Source organism: Dermacoccus barathri (genome assembly GCF_015070805.1).
Taxonomy (GTDB): Bacteria; Actinomycetota; Actinomycetes; order Actinomycetales; family Dermatophilaceae; genus Dermacoccus; species Dermacoccus abyssi.
The window spans coordinates 241582-260600 of sequence record NZ_JADCTK010000001.1; the positions used below are offsets into that span (position 1 = coordinate 241582).

Sequence of the window (19019 nt, forward strand, 5' to 3'; positions counted from 1 at the left end):
CGTCAGCGAATGAGGCGGCCGATGGCGTCGCGCACCTCGGCGAGCTTGATCTCCTGCTCGTCTCCCCCGGCGCGGGCCGCGTCGACGACGCAGTGGGCCATGTGGTCGTCGAGCAGTTCGAGCGCGACGGCCTTGAGGCCGGACTGGATGGCCGAGATCTGGGTGAGCACGTCGATGCAGTAGCGGTCCTCGTCGACCATCTTCTCGATGCCCCGCACCTGCCCCTCGATCCGCTTGAGGCGTCGCGAGAGCGCCCTCTTCGAGTCGTGGTAGCCGGGCGTTTCAGCCGATTCGTCACTCGTGCAGCAGGTTTCGGCCACCGAAGGCGTTTCGGTCATGACTGGTCCTTCCCGTTCGACGACGAGGCGGCGAAGCCTCGCAGACGCAGACTGTTGAGGACGACGAACACGGAGCTGAACGCCATCGCCGCGCCCGCGATCATCGGATTGAGCAGGCCGAACGCGGCCAGCGGTATGGCCGCCACGTTGTAGGCGAAGGCCCAGAAGAGGTTGCCCTTGATCGTGCCGAGGGTGCGACGGGCGAGGCGGACGGCGTCAGCCGCCACGCGCAGATCGCCGCGCACGAGCGTGATGTCGGCCGCCTCGATGGCAGCATCCGTGCCCGTGCCCATCGCGAGGCCGAGGTCGGCCGTCGCGAGCGCGGCAGCGTCGTTGACGCCGTCGCCCGCCATCGCGACGACGCGGCCTTCACCCTGCAGGCGCGTGACGACGTCGACCTTGTCGGCGGGCAGCACATCGGCGATGACATCGGCGATGCCCACGTCGGCAGCCACGGCGTGCGCGACACGCTCGTTGTCGCCGGTGAGCAGCACCGGGCGCAGGCCGAGTTCCTTGAGCTCGGCGACGGCCTGGGCGCTCGTGGGCTTGATCGTGTCGGCGACCGCGACGAGGCCGCGCGCCGCGCCGTCCCAACCCACCGCGACCACGGTGGCGCCACCCGCTTGAAGGCGAGCCGCTTCGTCGGCGAGGGCAGCGGGAACCGGCATCGACCAGTCCTCGAGCAGCGCTGGTCGACCGACGACGACCTGGCGGCTCGTGTCGCCGTCGACCACGACGCCCTGGACGCCCAGACCGGGCACGTTCTCGAAGGAGTCGAGCGTCGGGCGCAGCGCCGTGCGGTCCTGCGCAGCCCGCGCGATGGCCTGGGCGATGGGGTGTTCCGAACCGCTCTCGAGCACGCCGGCGTAGGTGAGCACGTCGCCGTCGGCCTCACCGTCGGCGGCGACGACGGTCTGTACGCCCATCTCGCCACTCGTCACGGTGCCCGTCTTGTCGAGCACGACGGTGTCGACGCGACGGGTCGATTCGAGCACCTGCGGGCCCTTGATGAGGATGCCCAACTGCGCGCCGCGACCCGTACCGACCATGAGGGCCGTGGGCGTCGCAAGGCCGAGCGCGCACGGGCAGGCGATGATGAGCACGGCGACAGCGGCGGTGAAGGCACCCTCCACGTCGCCGGCGATCACGAGCCACGCCACGAACGTCAGCACCGCGAGGGCGATGACGACCGGCACGAAGACACCGGAGATCCGGTCGGCCAGACGCTGGGCGTCGGCCTTGCCGTTCTGGGCGTCCTCGACGAGCTTCGCCATCCGCGCAAGCTGAGTCTCGGAGCCGACGCGGGTGGCGCGCACGACGAGCCTGCCGCCCGCGTTGAGGGTGGCCCCGACGACCTCGTCGCCGTCCGTGACGTCGACAGGCACCGACTCGCCGGTGAGCATGGACGCGTCGATGGCCGACGTGCCGTGCTCGACGACGCCGTCGGTCGCCACCTTCTCGCCGGGGCGCACGACGAAGCGATCACCGACGGCGAGCGCGCGCACGGGGATGCGCTCCTCGCGCTCGGAACCGCCCGAGCCGCGCAGGACGGTGACCTCCTTGGCCCCGAGGTCGAGCAGCGCGCGCAGCGCCGCGCCGGAGGCACGCTTGGAGCGGGCCTCGATGTAGCGGCCGAGCAGGATGAACGTCGTCACGCCTGCGGCGGCCTCGAGGTAGATGTTCGAGCTGCCGTGCCCGCTCGAGGAGGCGAACTCGAAGCCGTGCTTGAGGCCGGGCATGCCGGCGTGGCCGAAGAAGAGGGCGTAGAGCGACCAGCCGAAGGCCGCGAGGACGCCGACGGAGACGAGCGTGTCCATCGTCGTCGAGCCGTGGCGCGCGTTCGTCCACGCCGCGCGGTGGAAGGGCCACGCGCCCCACACGACGACCGGCGCGGCCAGCGTCAGCGACAGCCACTGCCAGTTCGTGAACTGCAACGGCGGCACCATCGCCATGAGGACGACCGGCACGGTGAGAACCGCGCTGATGAGGAGGCGTTGACGTAACTCCTCCGCGTGCCGTTCGGCATCCGACAGCGGCGCGTCAGCACCATCGGCATCAGCGTCGCCCACAGGGGTGAGCGGCTCGGGTTCGATGACGCTCGCGCCGTACCCGGCCTTCTCTACGGTGGCGAGGAGGTCGGCGACGTCGGTGCCCCCGGGGTAGCTGACGTGCGCCTTTTCCGTGGCGTAGTTGACGCTCGCGTCGACGCCGTCGAGCTTGTTCAGCTTGCGCTCGATGCGGTTGGCACACGACGCGCACGTCATGCCGGTGAGCGCGAGTTCGACCTCGTCATGGGTGGTGGTCGCCTGCATCCTCGTCCTTCCTCACTCGATGCGGAGCGCGGCTGAAGACGGCGCGGACGTGGGGAGCCACCTTCAGCTGCGACTGCGGTTCGCCGTCGCCGTTCGGCCGATCAGGCGAGCTGGTAGCCGGCCTCGGTGACGGCCGCTTCGACGGCCTCGCGCGAGACGGGCTCGTCGGAGGCGAAGGTGAGGCTGCCGCTCTCGTGGTCGACCGTGACGTCGCGGACGCCCGCGATCTCCTCGACCTCTTCGGTGACGGACGCAGCGCAGTGGCCGCAGGTCATTCCGGTGACGGTGTAGCTGTTCTCGTGAGCCATGGTCTTCTCCTCTCGGGTGCGGCGCGCAGCCGCTCGGTGAGGACAACAGCATACCCCCACGGGGTATTCGCCGAACAGTGTGATCTCCGCGACGCTCTTCACGCAGCGTGCGCTCCACGTTCACGGCAGGGCCACTCACAGCGGCGGAAAATCATCGAAAGTCGTTGTGTTACAGCACTCGACCATCAGGACGCATCATGTTCGACATCTCTCGCCGCCACTTCGTCGTCGGCGCCGGAGCCGGCTTCGGCGCGACGCTCATCGGAGCGAACGCCACAGCTTCCCCCGGCGGGGGCCGACTATCTCAGAACCCGTTCGCTCTGGGAGTGGCTTCCGGCGACCCCCTGTCCGACTCCGTCATCCTCTGGACCCGCCTCGCCGTCGACCCGCTGGACGAGAGCGGTTTCGCCGGCATGCCGGCGCGCACCGTTCCGGTGCAGTGGCAGGTCGCCGAGGATCCCGGCATGCGGCGCGTCGTACGTCGCGGAACCTTCAGGGCCAGGCCGGAGAACGCCCACAGTGTCCACGTCGATGTCAGAGGGCTGCGGCCTGGACGCGAGTACTGGTACCGCTTCAAGGTGATGCGTTGGCTCTCACCGATCGGCCGCACCCGCACGGCACCCGCCCCTCACGAGATGCCGGCCTCGCTCGCCATGGCCTTCGCCAGCTGCGCGCAGTACGAACACGGCTTCTTCACGGCCTACCGGCGACTCGCACAGGATCACCCGGACCTCGTTCTTCACCTCGGCGACTACCAGTACGAGTACAGGGCGAACACCTACGTCTCCCCGGACGGCAACGTGCGCGACCATGCCGGGCCCGAGACGTGCGACCTCGCGAGCTACCGCCAACGCCACGCCCAGTACAAGGCCGACGAAGACCTGCAGAGCGCACACGCCGTCGCGCCGTGGCTCGTCGTGTGGGACGACCACGAGATCGACAACAATTGGGCCGCGGGCGTGCCCGAGAACACCGAGGCCGAGGAAAACAACGGTACGCCCGCGGCGTTTGCTGCGCGGCGACGCGACGCCTTTCGCGCCTACTGGGAGAACATGCCGCTGCGCCTGCCCCAGCCGAAGGGCGCTTCGTTCCGGATCTACCGCCGCACACAGTGGGGCCGCCTGGCCACCTTCCACATGATGGATACGCGCCAGTATCGCGACGACCAGCTCTACGGCGACGGGTGGAAGGCCAAGGGCCCCGAGATCGACACGCCCGGACGTTCGATGACGGGAGAAGCTCAGGAGAAGTGGCTGCTCGACGGGTTCACTGCTTCGCGCCAGCGTTGGGACATTCTCGGACAGCAGGTGTTCTTCGCCGCGCAGGATGCCGACGCCGGCCCCGGCGAGAAGTACTCGATGGACGCGTGGGACGGCTATCGGGCGAACCGTTCGCGCCTCACGAAGGGGTGGACCGAGGCGGGCGTCCGCAACCCGGTCGTCCTCACCGGGGACGTGCACAAACACTGGGCAAACGACCTCAAGCTCGACTGGTCGGACCCCGATTCCCCCGTCGTCGGCTCCGAGCTCGTCTGCTCGTCGATCACGTCGACCGGTGACGGTTCCCACTCGACGACCAGCCCGAACCAGCGCATCAACCCCCACCTGAAGTTCTTCAACGACGACCGCGGCTACGTCACCACGCGCATCACCCCGGAGGCGATGACGGCTGAGTTCCGTTCGCTCGACATCGTGACGAAGCCCGGCGCCGACGCCGTGACGAAGGCCCGTTTCCGCATCGAGGACGGTGTTCGCGGTATCCAGCGGGCCTGATGCGATGCCCACGTGAGCCACGCCACTCGTTTTGACCACGTCGACAAGAACCGTCCATCCTTGGCGAGTTCTCCCGCCCGCGACGGCGACCCCGACGCAGGCGTTCCACCCTCGCCCACCCTCAGCGAAGGACACCAGTGACGCAGATCGACACGACCCGAGCGACCCCTTCGACGCGGCGGGCTCCCCGCCCCCACTCGGGCTGGGACGCTCCGACGCACGTGCGCATCACGCTCACAGCGGCCTCGATCTTCGTCCTGCTCGTCGGCGCGAACCTCATCACGCCACTGTTCCCGCTGTTCTCCGCGCGCCTCGGGCTGACGACGAGCGACGTGACGCTCGCCTTCGTCGCGTACATCGTGCCGCTCGTCGTCGGGCTACCGATCGTCGGTCACTGGTCCGATCACTACGGACGACGGGCCGTCATGGCCGTCGCCGTGGTGGTCGCCCTGCTCGGGACAGCGGCGTTCGTCACGGCGCAATCGCTCGGCGCGCTCGTGCTCGGCCGCGCTCTGCACGGCGCGGCCGTCGCGCTCGCCACCGGCACCGCAGCGGCGAGCCTGCGCGACCTCCTGCGCGAGCGATCGGAACTCGCCACGGCTCTGACGCTCCTCAGCTCGGCGGGCGGCGTGGCAACCGGCCCGTTCATCGGCGGTTTGCTCTCGCAGTTCGGCGACCCGATGCACACGCCCTACCTCGTCCACGGTGCCGCCGTCGTCGTGCTGCTCGGCCTGCTCATCGCGGTGAAGCCGCTCCCGCCCGTCGCGCCTCCGCCCGCCGACCACCCGCGCTGGCTGACGCTCATGCCCGCGGTGCCGCGCGTGTCCGCGACGACGCGTCGCATCTTCACCCTCGCTGCGGCGACCGGGTTCCTCTCCTTCGCCGTGTTCGGCTACTTCCTCGCCATCGCCCCCGGTCGCTACGCCGATCTGCTCGGCGGCTCGCGCCTCATGGCCGGCATGCTCGCGACGATCGCGCTCGGCAGCTCGGCCGCCGCACAGCTCGCTCCGATCCGCGGGGCGCACAAGGCCGCGGTGGCCCTCACCCTCATGACCGGCGGACTCGCTCTCGCCTTCTACGCCGACCACGCCCACACCGCACCGGCCCTCGTCGTCGCAGGCTTCCTCATCGGCGGTGGCCAGGGCGTCGCGTTCCGCACGCTGTTCGCCACGATGAGCGCGCTGACGCCGCCGCGCGAGGTGGCACGCTCGGTGAGCCTCATGTACGTGGTCACCTACTGCGGCAGCGCCATCCCGGTGCTCGTCCTCGGCATGGCGATCGACCACTTCGGCGCAGACACACCCGTTGGCGTCTACTTCGTCGCCACCATCGTCATGGCAGCGCTGCTGGCCCTGGCCTGCCTGCGCTACCGCGTGCCGGCACGCGACGAGTTCGCCCACCACGGGCACTGAGCCCGGTCGGCGGTCCGCGACGAGCCGAACCGTCAGCTCGACGCGAGGTGCTCCCCGAAGCGCTGCATGCCCGAGATCCAGCGGTCGTAGTCGGCCGTCTTGCCGCGGAGCATGTCGAGCACGTTGGCGTGCGGGAGGATGAGGAAGGTCTCGGCCCGCATGGCATCGACGACGTCCTGCGCCACCTGCTCGGGGCTGAGCACCGGCCCCGACTCCGTGACGGCGCGCTGTGCAACGCGCGACCCCTCGCTCACGTCGGTGAGCAGCGCCGTGTCGACGCCCATGGGGCACAGGCACGACACACGCACACCCTTCGTGCCGTAGGTGACGGCGAGCCACTCGGAGAACGCGACGGCGGCGTGCTTCGTCGTGGCGTACGTGGCCGAGCCGAGCTGCGTGATGAGGCCGGCGGCCGACGCCGTCGAAACGAAGTAGCCCTCGCCGCGCTCGACCCACCCCGGCACGAGCGCCTGCGCTGCGCGCACGTGCGCCATGACGTTGACGTCGAACGACGCCGCCCACGCAGCCTCGTCGGCGAGGTCTGCTCCACCGCCGATACCCGCGTTCGCGGCGTAGACGTCGACGGGCCCGTCGAAGGTCTCCTCGGCCAGCGCGATCATGGCGGCGATGTCGGCCGGGTCAGCCGCGTTGCCCGCCCGCGCGGCGACGGCCCCGTGGGTCTGTGCGAGGCGCTCCCGCGTCGCTTCGAGGCGGTCACCGTCGAGGTCGCTGATGACGACCTTGGCCCCCTGGTCGAGGAAGGCCTCCGCCATCGCGGCGCCGATTCCTCCCGCGGCGCCCGTGACGATGCACACCTTGCCAGCCAGCTCCATGATTCGCTCCTCGCTCCGTCGCTCAACGTGTTCCCGATCACATCACACGTCACCGACAACCCCGGACACGGCCCCACCGGAACGAGACGGGGCCGCCCGGACTTGGGGTCGAAACCAGCGAAGGCGCGGGGTAGTTTCGGGGACATGACGTGGTTCCCACCCGAGATCCCGGCGTCCGCGGGCGCCATGCTCTTCGACGAGGCGGGCAACCTCCTCGTCCTCGAACCGACCTACAAGAAGGGCTGGACGATCCCCGGCGGCGCGATGGAGGCCGACGGCGAATCACCCTGGGACGCCTGCCGCCGTGAGGTGCTCGAGGAGACGGGGCTCGTCGTCACCTCGGGGCGCCTCGCCGTCGTCGACACCCGGCCCGACAAGCAGACGGGCACGATCGGCCTGCGCTTCCTCTTCCACTGCGGCACGCTCACAGACCAGCGGATCGCGTCGATCAGGCTGCAGGAGAGCGAGATCCGCAGCCACCGCTTCGTTGATCGAGAGGGTGCGAAAGCCCTCCTTTCCAAGCCGGTCCGACGACGCGTCCTCGCCGCGTGGGATGCGCCGGACTGCCTCTACCTCGAGAACGGTCGCCCCGTGGAGGGCATCGAGACACCAGCGTCATGACACCGAGCCGATGTCGGATCGGTCACATCATGAGCTCCGTGCGGAATAGCGCCCGATCGGGCAGGCTTATGCGTTGGCAGACGTGGGCGACGCTGCCCTCCACCGACATTCCCCGAAAGGTTCCGATTCTCCATGGTCAACCCCGGCAAGGCCCTCGGCCGCGCACTCATCGGCGCGCTGTTCATCTACGGAGGCCGTAACGCTCTCGTGAACCGTCAGCACCTCACGGGTCTGATCGACAACGCGCAGGAGACGTACGGCGTCAAGGAGAAGGTGCCCGCCACCTCCGAGCAGCTCATCCAGGCCAACGGCGCCGGCATGGTCGCCCTCGGTTCGACCCTCGCGCTCGGCATCAAGCCGAACCTGTCCGCCATCGGCCTGCTCGGCATGATCGGCGTGACGACGGCCGCTGCGCACGACTTCTGGAACCTCGAGGACCCGCAGGAGCGCAACGAGCAGATGACGAAGTTCTTCGGCAACGTCGCCGCTGCCGGTGGCCTCATCACGCTGCTGTCGACGAAGGGCTGATCCGTCGCGCCACCAGGCGCCCAGATCGCACCGAAGCCGCCCTCCCCCATGGGGACGGGCGGCTTCGTCGTGTCGCGGCTCGACGGAGCGATCAGTTGACCGGCGTCACCGCGCGGCCGTCGGCGAGCCACGTGCGCACGTTCTCCAGCACGGTGTCGGCCATCGCACGGCGCGTTTCGCGGGTGCCGCTCGCAATGTGCGGCGTGAGCACGACGTTGTCGAGCGCCATGAGAGCCTCGTTGATGTGGGGCTCGTTCGGGTAGACGTCGAGGCCCGCCCCCGCGATGGTGGCGTCGTTCAACGCCTGGACGAGCGCGTCCTCGTCGACGACGGTGCCGCGCGCGATGTTGACGAGGTAGCCCTCCGGCCCGAGCGCAGCAAGGACGTCGGCGTCGACGAGCGCCTTCGTCGCGGCACCGCCGGGCGTCAGGACGACGAGCACCTCGGCCCAGCCGGCAAGCTCTTCGGCGCTGCCGAAGTAGCGGTAGCTCGTCTCGACCTCGTTGCGGTTGTGGTAGCCGATCTCGCACCGGAACCCCTCGAGCCTCGTCGCCACCTCCTGGCCGATGCGGCCGAGACCGAGGATGCCGACGCGCCGCCCCGTCACCTCGCGCTGGAGCGGGAACGCGCCGTTCTTCCACTTCCCCGCGCGGGCGAACCGGTCGGACGCGCTGATCCCGCGCAGCACGTCGATGATGAGCCCGACGCCGAGGTCAGCGACGCCGTCGTTGAGGACGTCGGGGGTGTTCGAGACGGTGATGCCGCGCTCGCTCGCCGCCTTGACGTCGGTGCTGTCGTAGCCGACGCCGAAGTTCGCGATGAGTTCGAGATCGGGCAGGGCGTCCATGAGGTCGGCGTCGAAACCGGCGAACGAGGACGTCACGGCAACCTTCACGCCGGCGCCGTGCTCATCGAGGAAACTGCGACGCTCACTCTCGTCGGCGGGCAGGCACAGCGCGCCGTCCTCGGTTGTCAGTTCCTCGGTCAGGTCGGGCAGAAGGACGTGCTGGTGCGCGATGACGACGTTGCTCATGGCCCCATCCTGCCAACTGCCCGAACGACCGTGGGCAGCGGAGAGCCGTCAGCCCGAGTTGCGCAGCGCCGTGGCCAGCCCGTTCATCGTGAGCAGGATGCCGCGCTTGAGCTGCGGGTCGTCGTCACCGGCGCGGTAGCGACGCAGCAGCTCGACCTGGAGGTGGTTGAGCGGTTCGAGGTACGGGAAACGGTTGAACACCGAACGCTTGAGCGCCGCGTTGTCCCACAGCAGGTCGTCGTGGCCGGTGATCTTCTCGTACATCGCGAGGGTGCGCGCGTGCTCGTCACGGATCTGGCCGAAGACGCGCTCACGCAGCTCCTCGTCCTCGACGAGTTCGGCATACTCGGCGGCCAGACCGAGATCCGACTTCGCCATGACCTGCGCCATGTTGGAGATGACGGTCTGGAAGAACGGCCACCGCTCCGCGTACCCGCGCAGCTGCTCGAGCCGCTTCTCGTCGTCACCGATCCACCGCTCGAGGGCAGCGCCGGTGCCGTACCAACCCGGCAGCATGACGCGGCACAGCGACCACGACATGACCCACGGGATGGCGCGCAGATCGTCGATGGAGTTCGTTGCCTTGCGTGAGCTGGGGCGCGAGCCGATGTTGAGCTCGCCGATCTCGGCCACGGGCGTCGAGGTCTTGAAGTACTCCACGAAGCCGTCGGTGCGGTGCACGAGGTCGCCGTACGCCTCACGGGCGAGCGCGGCGATCTCGTCCATCGCGGTGTAGGCGGCCTCCACCTCGTCGGGCTCAAGACCCTCGACGTCGAGCAGGGACGATTCGAGCGTCGCGGAGACGAGCGCTTCGAGGTTGCGCGTGGCGAGCTTCGGCTCGGCGTACTTCGCGGCGATGATCTCGCCCTGCTCGGTCAGGCGAAGCGAGCCGCGGACGGCGCCGGGCGGCTGCGCGAGGATCGCTTCGTAGCTCGGGCCGCCACCACGACCGACGGTGCCGCCGCGGCCGTGGAACAGGCGCAGCCGGATGTCGGCGTCCTCGGCCACCTCGACGAGGTCGAGCTCGGCGCGGTAGAGCGCCCAGTTGGCGGCCATGTAGCCGCCGTCCTTGTTGGAGTCGCTGTAGCCGAGCATGATCTCCTGCAGCCCACGCTTGCCGTCGACGAGCGCCCGGTAGGCGGGCACGTCGAGCGCGGCGCGCAGCGTCGTCGCGGAGACCTGGAGATCCTCGATCGTCTCGAACAGCGGTACGATGTTCACCGAGCAGACGGGCGTGCCGCCGTCGACGGTGAGCAGGCCCGCTTCTTTGAGGAGTACGGCCGTCTCGAGCATGTCGGAGACGCTCGTGCACATCGAGATGACGTAGTTCGGCACGGCCTGCTCGCCGAAGGTCCGCACCGCGTGGGCGGCGGCCGCCGTGATGGCCAGCTCCTTCTGCGTCGTCTCGCTGAACGACGCCGACGGGCCCGCGAGGGGACGGTTCGACGCGAGCTCGGCGGTGAGGAGTTCGACGCGGGCGTCCTCGTCGAGCGAGGCGTAGTCGTCGTGGACGCCGGCCCAGGCGAAGAGTTCGGCGATCGTCGCCTCATGCGTCTCGGAGTTCTGGCGCATGTCGAGGCCGTAGAGGTGGAAGCCGAACGTGCGCACGGCCTCACGCAGGGTGGCGAGCCGGTCGTCGGCGATGAGGTTGTCGCCGGTGCTGCGCAGCGACGCATCGACGATGTCGAGATCCGCCAGCAGCTCCTCCGGCGTCTCGTACGCCGGAGCGGTCGCGTCGAGCGTCATCGCCTTGGCGTGCGCCTCGGAGAAGAAGGCCTCGAACGTCACCGACAGGCGCGCGCGGACCCAGGCGAGCGCCTGACGGTACGGCTCGTCGTCGCGCGCGTCGCCGGCGTTGGCGCCGCGCTTGGCGAGGGCGAGGAGGTCGTCGCTCGTCGGCGACATTCGAACGGACATCGACAGGCTCTTCTCGAGCTGCGCCAGCTCGTCGAGGTAGTGCCCGACGGCCGTCTCGGACGCGCGCCGCGTGGCGTAGTCGACGACCTCGCCCGTGACGTTGGGGTTGCCGTCACGGTCGCCGCCGATCCACGAGCCGGCGCGCAGCATGGGCTCCTCGCCGATGCCCTTGCCCGGGTACAGCTCGTCGAACGCGGTGCGCAGGCCGGCGTTGATCTGCGGCATGACGTCGAAGAACGCCGCGTCGTACCAGCGCAGGCCGGCGTCGATCTCGTCGGTGATCGTGATCTTCGACAGGCGGATCAGGGCCGTCTGCCACAGCGTGAGGATCCACAGCTTGATCTGGCGCAGGTTCTCCGCGTCCTCGACCTGGTCGAGGGTCATGCGCTCGCGTTCGCGCATGAGGGACTTGATGTGGCTCTGCGCCTCGAAGACCGTGCGGCGGCGCGTCTCGGTGGGGTGGGCCGTGATGACGGGCACGACGCTCGCGCCAGCCAGGCGCTCGGCCGCGAGGTCACCGTCGATGCTCGCGCCCGCGAGCTTGCGGTAGGTGGCGGCGAGGGAGTCGTCCGGGGCCTGCTCGCCCGCCGCGACATGGCTGGCGCGACGGCGTTCACGGTGCAGATCTTCGGCGATGTTCGCGAGCAGCGCGAAGTGGCTGAAGGCGCGGATGACGTGGAGGGCGTCGCGGGTGCCGAGGCCGGTGAGCGTGTCGCCGAACGACCCGCGGTCCACCTCCTGACGACGCACGCCGAACGCGCGCACGCGGGCGTCCTCGACGAGGCCGAAGACGCGCTCGCCCTCGTGCTCACGCACGACGTCGCCGAGCAGGCCGCCGAGGAGGCGGATGTCGTCACGCAGCGGCTCGGTCTGGGAGCGGTCCGCGTCGGTCGTGATGAAGTGCAGTGGTTCGGACATGCTCACCAGTATGCCGAGAGCGGAGGGCGCCACGACGGAGCGTCCAGTCGGCGAAGCGTTCCCTACGATGGCCCGGTGATCTCAACCGTGGTGACGGCGCTCGGCCTCGGGCTGGCCGCCGGCGTCAGCCCCGGGCCCTTGCTCGTGCTCGTCGTCACCGCGACGTTGCGTGGCGGGTTGCGCCGGGGTCTCGCCGTGGCCTGTGTGCCGTTGCTCAGCGACGCCGTCGTCGTGGGCGTGACGCTGCTTGCGCTGGGCCGGATGCCGACGTCGTGGCTGGCCTGGCTCGGTGTCGTCGGCGGTATCGCGGTGGCCGCGGTCGGCGTGCAGACGATGCGGGAGGCTCGTTCGGAAAGCCTGGCGCTCGGCGCCGACGCCCCACGCCGCACGGGTCGTGACGAGGTGCGCCGCGCCATCGCGCTGAACCTCGTCAGCCCGCACCCCTGGATCAGTTGGCTCACGTTCCTCGGGCCGCTGACGGTGACCGCGTGGCGCTCGAGTCCGGCGGCCGCGATCGCGTTCGTCGCGGTGTTCTACCTCATGCTCGTCGGCGCGAAGGCCGTCCTCGCCGTTCTCGTCTCCCGCGGGCGCGACCGACTCACGGACACCGGTTACCGCCGCGCCGTCGTCCTCGCCGGGTGGGCGCTCGTGGCGCTCGGCGTCGTCATGGCCGTCGAGTTCGCGACGAAGCTCGTGTGAAGTGAGCAGCCGCCCCACCTGTGAGTGTTGGCCCAGTGTGTGAGCGGCGCCGGTCACAGACCGGGCCAACGCTCACATCGTTATGCGGCCGTCGCCGCAGCTCGCGCCAGCATCGAGCCCACATATCCGGGGCGACGCATGTCATCGAACGTGAAACGCAGCACTCGATATCCGAGGCGAGTCAGCGCCATCTCCCGACGTTTCTCGCGGCGGAGGTCGTCGGGTGAGGCGTACTTTCCCATTCCGTCGAACTCGACGACGACGTTCGTGCCCTCGATGACGAAGTCGACCCGGGCCACGAACCGTCCGACGTCGTCGTGGACGACGACCTGCGGCACGAGTCGCACCCCGGCCACGTGTGCCTCCCACCGCACCAGTGACTCGCCGACCGATTCCACCCGACCATCGGCCAACGAGACGGCCAGGCGCGCCTCGCGAGCGCCGGGGCGCTTCCCGAAGACCTGCGACGCTTGGAGCAGGCTGGACCTAGTCACGCCCGCGTGCGCGGCGGCGTCCGCCGTCACCAGTCCCGCTCGCGGACCGTGGGCAGCGGCAATCTGAACGCAGGCCTCCTCGAGCCGCTGACATCGCAGGCCTTCGATCACCACGGTCTCGCTGCCCCACGGCATGAAGGAATGCAGCACTCCGCGTGAAGCCTGCACGCGAGGTCGGCGGGAGACCTCGACCCGTTCGGGTTCGGACAGGACGGCCACGCCGTGAGCCACCGCGCTGGAACGTCCGACGAGGTACAGGTCTGGCCGTCCGGCCAACAGACTGCCGCAACGTCGAAGGTGAAGGCATCGGGCACGCTCGAACGCGGTGACGCCAACGAGTGGTGCCACGATGAGGTAGTCCCCACCGCCCAACGACTCCAGTAGTCCGGCGGAGACCCAGGAGGCGAGGGTGCGTTTCGACAGGCCCTGCCGATCGGCGTCGGAACGGTGGAAGTCATGGCGGCCTTCGGCGAGACGGCGCTTCAGCGGTTCGGTCATGCCGTCAGCGTCGCGTCGCGTCGCCTGCCTCGTGCCGACGTCGGGCCCGCCGCCTGTGGAAAGGGGTGTCAGAGCGTCATACCTGGGGAAAACAACCTGTGAGTGTTGGCCCAGTGTGTGAGCGGCGCCGGTCACAGACCGGGCCAACACTCACATCGTGCGCATCAGCGCGCGGCTGCGCGGGTGATGCGACGGCGGTAGGCGACGACCATGAGCGTCGCCGTCAGCATGCCGATGGCGGCGACGACGTAGACCGCGTGGATGCTGCTCGTGTCGAGCACGAGGGCTCCGAGCGCGGCGCCGCCGGCGATGGCGAAGTTGAAGATGCCCGAGTCGAGCGCGGCTGCGGGCTCGGCATATTGACGCGCCGACGTGAGCACCCAGTGCTGAAGCACGACGGCCATCGCGCCGCCGAACAGGCCCCAGATCGTCATGGCGATCGCCGCGACGATGGGTGCGCCCGAAATCATGAGAACGAACACGCCGACGGTCATGCCGGTGGTCACGAGCAGCAGCGCGAGCATCGGGTGCGTGCGCATGATCGGCGCCGAGCCGACGTTGCCGATGAGGCCCGCAACACCCATGAGCAGCAGCATTCCGCCGACGCCGGCCTCGCTCACGCCCGCGAACTCCTGCAGCGCCGGGCTCGCGTACGTGTACGCGCAGAACTGCGCGACGACCAGCACCGCGGTGACGAACAGGGCCAACCGCACCGGGCCGATCGACCACGCGTGGCGGTAGCCGTCGAACGTGAAGCGCTCCGTGACGAGGACGCGCGGCACGAGCACCCACAGCGCGCCGGCCGTCACGAGGCACAGGGCGGCGAGGACGAAAAAGGCCGTGTGCCACGTCCACGTCGTGCCCAGCCAGGTGCCGAGCGGAACGCCGAGAATCGTGGCCGCCGCGGCGCCGGTGAACGCGACCGTCGTCGCGAGCGCCGCGCGCTCCGGGCGCACGATGCGTGACGCCACGATGGCGATGAGCGCCCAGAACACGCCGATGCCGAGGCCCGCGATGAGGCGCGCCACGAGGTAGACGGCCACGTTCTGCGCAGCCGCCGTCGCTGCCGTCGCGGCACTGACGAGGAGCAGAGCAACCACGAGCACGAGGCGCCGGTCGAGCGTGCCGATGACGACGCTCGTCGACAGACCCATGACACCCGCGACGGCGCCGGCGAGCGTCACACCGAGACCCACGGCGCCCTTCGACGCATCCAGGTCGTCGGAGATGAGGGTGAGAACGCCGATCGGCAGTTCCTCCACCGTCACCATCGCGAAGATGCCGACGGCGAGCGCCACCACTCCGGGCCAACCCGAGTCGCGCAGTTCTCGAAGCGACGACACTGACCTGGGCATGACGCGGTGACTCCTTCTCGCAAAATGACGGTGTTGAGGTCCACTCTCGCAGGCCGGGCGGCCACCCACGTCATCGCCCTGACGCTGCGTCGCTCGGGTTGCCGCTGGCGTGCGTCGCGCCCGGCACGAAAGGATGGCGAACGTGCCTGAATTCGACCTCGACCGCATCGGCGCGGGGCTGCCCTTCGCGGCGTCTCTCGACGCGTTGCGCGATGCCCTGACGCGGGGCGCCGCCGTCGTTCAGGCACCGCCGGGTACCGGTAAGACGACGCTGGCGCCGCCGCTCGTGGCGAACCACGTCGCAGGCGCGGGGCGTGTGATCGTGACGCAACCGCGACGGGTCGCGGTGCGCGCAGCAGCCCGACGGCTGTCGCAGCTTTCCGGCACGACGCTGGGCGAGCACGTCGGATATGCAGTGCGCGGTGATGCGCGCACGAGCGCGTCAACGCTCGTCGAGTTCGTCACGCCGGGACTGCTCGTGCGCCGCCTGTTGGCGGACCCGGAACTGACGGGTGTGGCCGCCGTCGTGCTCGACGAGGTCCACGAGCGCTCACTCGACTCCGACCTGCTCGTCGGCATGCTCGCCGACGTGCGCGGACTGCGCGACGATCTCGCCCTCGTCGCAATGTCGGCCACACTCGACGCCCCGACGTTCGCCGACGTCCTCGGCAGGGACGACGGCGTCGCCCCGCTCGTCGACTGCCCCTCGGCGCTGCACCCGCTGACGCTCGACTGGGCGCCCTTCGACGCACCACGCACCGATGCGCGCGGCGTGACGCGTGACTTCCTCGACCACGTTGCCCGCGTCGCGGTCGACGCTGCTCGCACCAGCGACGACGACGCTCTGGTGCTCCTGCCCGGCGTGCGCGAGGTGTCGCACGTGGCCGACGCCGTCCGCCGTGCCCTACCGGATCGTGACCTGCTCGAATTGCACGGGCGCGTCGACGCGCGCGAGCAGGACCGCATCACGGCCGGGCGCGGGCCAGACGAGCCGCGGCGCGTCATCGTCTCGACGGCGATCGCGGAGTCGTCACTCACCGTGCCGGGCGTGCGGCTCGTCATCGACGCCGGCCTGGCGCGCGAACCGCGTCGGGATGCGGCACGCGGCATGGCGGGCCTCGTCACGGTGGCGTGCTCGCGCGCATCCGCCGAACAGCGCGCCGGGCGCGCGGCCCGTCTGGGGCCGGGACGCGTCGTGCGCTGCTACGACGAGCGGACGTTCGCGCGGATGCCCGAGCACGTCACGCCGGAGATCTCGACGGCCGACCTCACCTCCGCAGCGCTGACGCTCGCCGCGTGGGGCACACCCGGCGGCGTCGGGCTGCGGTTGCCGACGGCGCCACCCGCTGCCGCGCTGCGGGCGGCGAACGAGTCGCTCACCGCGCTCGGGGCGTTGGACGGTTCGGATGACGGCCGTCTCACCCCGCTGGGTCGCACCCTCGCGGGCCTGCCGACCGACCCGCGCCTGGGGCGGGCGCTGCTCGTCGCGGGCGAGGGAGTCGACGTCTGTCGGGCCGCCGGGGTCGTGGCGGCCCTCTCCGACGATCTCCGCGCGAACGACGCCGACCTCGCCCGCGCTTTGCGAGAGCTGAGCGGCCCCGCCCGAGCCCGGTGGTCGAAGGAACGCGACCGCCTCACCCGCCTTGCTGAACACCACCCGAGCGAAGCGGGACGCGAAACGCCGCCCGTGCCTGGGGAATGCGCCGACGGGTTCGTCGTGGCCCTCGCCTACCCCGAGCGGGTGGCTCGGCGGGTGACTGACGGCGTCTACCTTCTCGCTTCGGGCACCCGCGCGGCGCTCCCGCCGAATTCGCCCCTGCGCCACCACGAATGGCTCGCCGTCGCCGCGGCCGCGCGGGCCGACGGACGCGTCGCGCAGGGCACGGGCGCCGTCGTCAGGCTCGCCGCGCCGCTGACGCGCGAACTGGCCGAGCGCGCCGCGAGCCACCTCCTCGTCGACGAAGTCCGCGCCACCTGGGACGACGGCCGTGTCACCGCGCGTCGCGTGCAGGCCCTCGGCGCGATCGAGTTCTCGGCTACCCCGACGAAGCCGACACCCGAGGCCGCGCGAGCGGCCGTCCATGACGCTCTGCACAGGCACGGCCTTGACCTGCTCACTTGGAGCGACGAAGCGACGGCTCTGCGTCGCCGCCTCGCCTTCCTCCATCACCACCTCGGCGAGCTCTGGCCGGCGATGGACGATACGAGCCTCCTCGACCGCGCCGACGAGTGGCTCGGCCCGGAGCTCGACGCACTCGCTCGCGGGGCGAAGGCGTCGTCGGTGCGGTTGCTCGACCCGCTACGTCGTCTGCTTCCCTGGCCCGAAGCGACCCGCCTCGACGACCTCGCACCCGAACGCTTCGAGGTACCGAGCGGCTCGCGCATCCGGGTGAGTTACCCCGAGGACCCGGCCGATCCACCGGTCGTCGCGGTGAAGCTTCAGGAGTGCTTCGGGCTCGATGAGACCCCGCGCCTGGCCGACGGCCGCGCCCCGGTGCTGTTCCACCTGCTCTCACCGGCGGGGCGTCCGCTCGCGATCACCGACGACCTCGCGTCGTTCTGGGCCGGGCCGTACGCGGGCGTGCGCGCCGACATGCGCGGGCGCTACCCCAAGCACCCGTGGCCCGAGGATCCGACGACGCACGTCGCCACCGCGAAGACGAAGAACCGTCTCGGTTCTCAGCGGTAGCGGCGCAGGAACAGCAGCGACACGACGACGAGCACGGCCGGCATCACCGTGAAACCGAGCGCCACGGCGGTGATCGCCTGGCCGGTTTGGGTCGCGCCGCCTCCGGTCGACGGTGCGTACCCACCGAGTGCCAGCACGGCGGCGTAGAGGAACGGGCCGAGGGCGAGGCCGAGTGTCTCCCCCGCGGTCCAGACCCCGGTGAACGTGCCGATGCGGTTCTCGCCCGACGCCGTCGCGTCGTCGGCCGCCACGTCCGGCAGCATCGCCATGGGGAAGAGCTGAATGCCCGCGTAGCCGACGCCGACGACAGCGAGCGTCAGGGCTGTGGCTGCCATGCCGACGTTCGAGGCCCACCACGTCGTGAGCGCGCCCACCGCGAAGACGAGGGACGCCACGACGTAGCCCTGTCGCTTGTCGCGACGCTCGGCGAAGCGCTGCCACAGCGGAGTGACGAGGAGCGCCGGCCCGACGAAGCAGACGAACAGGACGGTCGCCGCACCGTCGTCCTCCAGAACCCAGCGTGCGACGTAGTCGACGCCGGCGAGCATCGCTCCGGTGGCGAGGGCCTGGATGATCCACGTGCACACCAGGTTTCGGAAGGCACGATTCGCGCTGACGACGCGCAGTTGCTCCCGCAGCGACCCCACGGAACTCGTCGTCACGCGTGGAGTGACGCCGGCTGTCCCGCGCCACGACGCGAGCGTGCCCACCGCGATCAGGGCGCCGACGAACAGTCCGACAGCCCAGTAGCCCACCGCGTCACGCACGACGGGTGCGAGGCCGCCGCTCACGAGAATGGCGAGCGCGAGCACGGCGACGCGCCACGTCATGAGGCGGGTGCGTTCGTCGTAGCTGGAGGTGAGTTCGGCGGGCAGTGCCATGTACGGCACCTGGAAGAACGCGTACGCGCTGGCGCACGCGAAGTAGAGAACGACGACCCAGATCGCCCCCGCCGTCGTCGAGCTCGGCCCGAAGAAGAGCAGAGCGAACAGGACGGCGAGCGTCAGGCCACCACGCAGGAGGAACGGGCGTCGGGATGATGCGCCGCGCAGATCACTAATGCCGCCGACGATGGGGTTGAAGATGACGTCCCACGCCTTCGGCAGGAAGACGAGAAGGCCGGCGAGCCACGCCGCGACACCGAGGTTGTCCGTGAGCAGGGGCAGAAGGAGCAGCCCCGGAACGGCGCCGAACGAACCCGTCGCGACCGATCCCAGGCCGTACCCCGCGCGCACGCGAGTGGGCAGAACGTCGTCCGCGCGCACCCCGTTCGCCGCGCCCCCACTCGTCAT

At 70.3% G+C, this 19019-nt stretch carries 15 protein-coding genes; 6 read left to right on the forward strand and 9 right to left on the reverse strand.

Translation table 11 applies throughout. The annotated features are described in order from the left end of the window. Positions 1–2 precede the first annotated feature (2 nt). From IM689_RS01145 to IM689_RS01155, 3 genes are all read right to left on the reverse strand, one after another. Positions 3–338 (reverse strand): metal-sensitive transcriptional regulator, encoded by a 336-nt coding sequence (locus IM689_RS01145; protein ID WP_047310507.1) that lies wholly within the window; start codon positions 336–338, stop codon positions 3–5. Then, positions 335–2650, reverse strand: a complete 2316-nt coding sequence (locus IM689_RS01150) for a heavy metal translocating P-type ATPase (RefSeq protein WP_193642536.1) — start codon at positions 2648–2650, stop codon at positions 335–337. Before IM689_RS01150 ends, IM689_RS01145 begins: the two co-directional genes overlap by 4 nt. Positions 2651–2751: 101 nt before the next feature. Further along, positions 2752–2958 (reverse strand): heavy-metal-associated domain-containing protein, encoded by a 207-nt coding sequence (locus IM689_RS01155; RefSeq protein ID WP_118912817.1) that lies wholly within the window; start codon positions 2956–2958, stop codon positions 2752–2754. Positions 2959–3155: 197 nt separating this feature from the next. On the opposite strand from IM689_RS01155, the gene IM689_RS01160 reads away from it, so the two are divergent. Further along, a complete protein-coding gene (locus IM689_RS01160; protein ID WP_193642537.1) occupies positions 3156–4730 on the forward strand; it encodes an alkaline phosphatase D family protein in 1575 nt (524 codons plus the stop codon). Positions 4731–4867: 137 nt separating this feature from the next. Beyond that, on the forward strand, positions 4868–6142 hold the full coding sequence (locus IM689_RS01165) for an MFS transporter (RefSeq protein ID WP_193642538.1): 1275 nt from the start codon (positions 4868–4870) through the stop codon (positions 6140–6142). A gap of 32 nt (positions 6143–6174) precedes the next feature. Here IM689_RS01165 and IM689_RS01170 read toward each other — a convergent pair whose 3' ends face one another. Then, the gene (locus tag IM689_RS01170; RefSeq protein ID WP_193642539.1) at positions 6175–6975 is read right to left on the reverse strand and encodes an SDR family oxidoreductase; all 801 of its coding nucleotides are present in this window, start codon (positions 6973–6975) and stop codon (positions 6175–6177) included. A gap of 144 nt (positions 6976–7119) precedes the next feature. On the opposite strand from IM689_RS01170, the gene IM689_RS01175 reads away from it, so the two are divergent. Both IM689_RS01175 and IM689_RS01180 read left to right on the forward strand, forming a co-directional pair. After that, entirely contained in the window at positions 7120–7596 is a 477-nt protein-coding gene (locus IM689_RS01175; RefSeq protein WP_193642540.1) for an NUDIX domain-containing protein, read from the forward strand. 132 nt (positions 7597–7728) lie between these two features. Then, entirely contained in the window at positions 7729–8124 is a 396-nt protein-coding gene (locus tag IM689_RS01180; protein WP_193642541.1) for a DoxX family membrane protein, read from the forward strand. Between the two features lie 91 nt (positions 8125–8215). Here IM689_RS01180 and IM689_RS01185 read toward each other — a convergent pair whose 3' ends face one another. Both IM689_RS01185 and ppc read right to left on the reverse strand, forming a co-directional pair. Next, the gene (locus tag IM689_RS01185) at positions 8216–9157 is read right to left on the reverse strand and encodes a 2-hydroxyacid dehydrogenase (protein WP_193642542.1); all 942 of its coding nucleotides are present in this window, start codon (positions 9155–9157) and stop codon (positions 8216–8218) included. Between the two features lie 48 nt (positions 9158–9205). Beyond that, positions 9206–11992 carry a phosphoenolpyruvate carboxylase gene (ppc, locus tag IM689_RS01190; protein ID WP_193642543.1) on the reverse strand — a complete coding sequence of 929 codons (2787 nt, stop codon included), beginning with the start codon at positions 11990–11992 and terminating at the stop codon, positions 9206–9208. Positions 11993–12067: 75 nt separating this feature from the next. Between ppc and IM689_RS01195 the strand changes: the two genes are divergently transcribed. Next, on the forward strand, positions 12068–12691 hold the full coding sequence (locus IM689_RS01195; RefSeq protein ID WP_193642544.1) for a LysE family translocator: 624 nt from the start codon (positions 12068–12070) through the stop codon (positions 12689–12691). Between the two features lie 80 nt (positions 12692–12771). On the opposite strand, the gene IM689_RS01200 is transcribed toward IM689_RS01195, so the two are convergent. Beyond that, positions 12772–13683, reverse strand: coding sequence for a DUF559 domain-containing protein (locus tag IM689_RS01200; protein ID WP_129664073.1), 912 nt, complete (start codon positions 13681–13683; stop codon positions 12772–12774). A gap of 164 nt (positions 13684–13847) precedes the next feature. Then, a complete protein-coding gene (locus tag IM689_RS01205) occupies positions 13848–15038 on the reverse strand; it encodes an MFS transporter (protein WP_193642545.1) in 1191 nt (396 codons plus the stop codon). 133 nt (positions 15039–15171) lie between these two features. Here IM689_RS01205 and hrpB point away from each other — a divergent pair, with 133 nt between their 5' ends. After that, entirely contained in the window at positions 15172–17727 is a 2556-nt protein-coding gene (gene hrpB / locus IM689_RS01210; RefSeq protein ID WP_193642546.1) for an ATP-dependent helicase HrpB, read from the forward strand. Here hrpB and IM689_RS01215 read toward each other — a convergent pair. Next, entirely contained in the window at positions 17718–19019 is a 1302-nt protein-coding gene (locus tag IM689_RS01215) for an MFS transporter (RefSeq protein WP_193642547.1), read from the reverse strand. The two genes, hrpB and IM689_RS01215, sit on opposite strands and share 10 nt — an antisense overlap.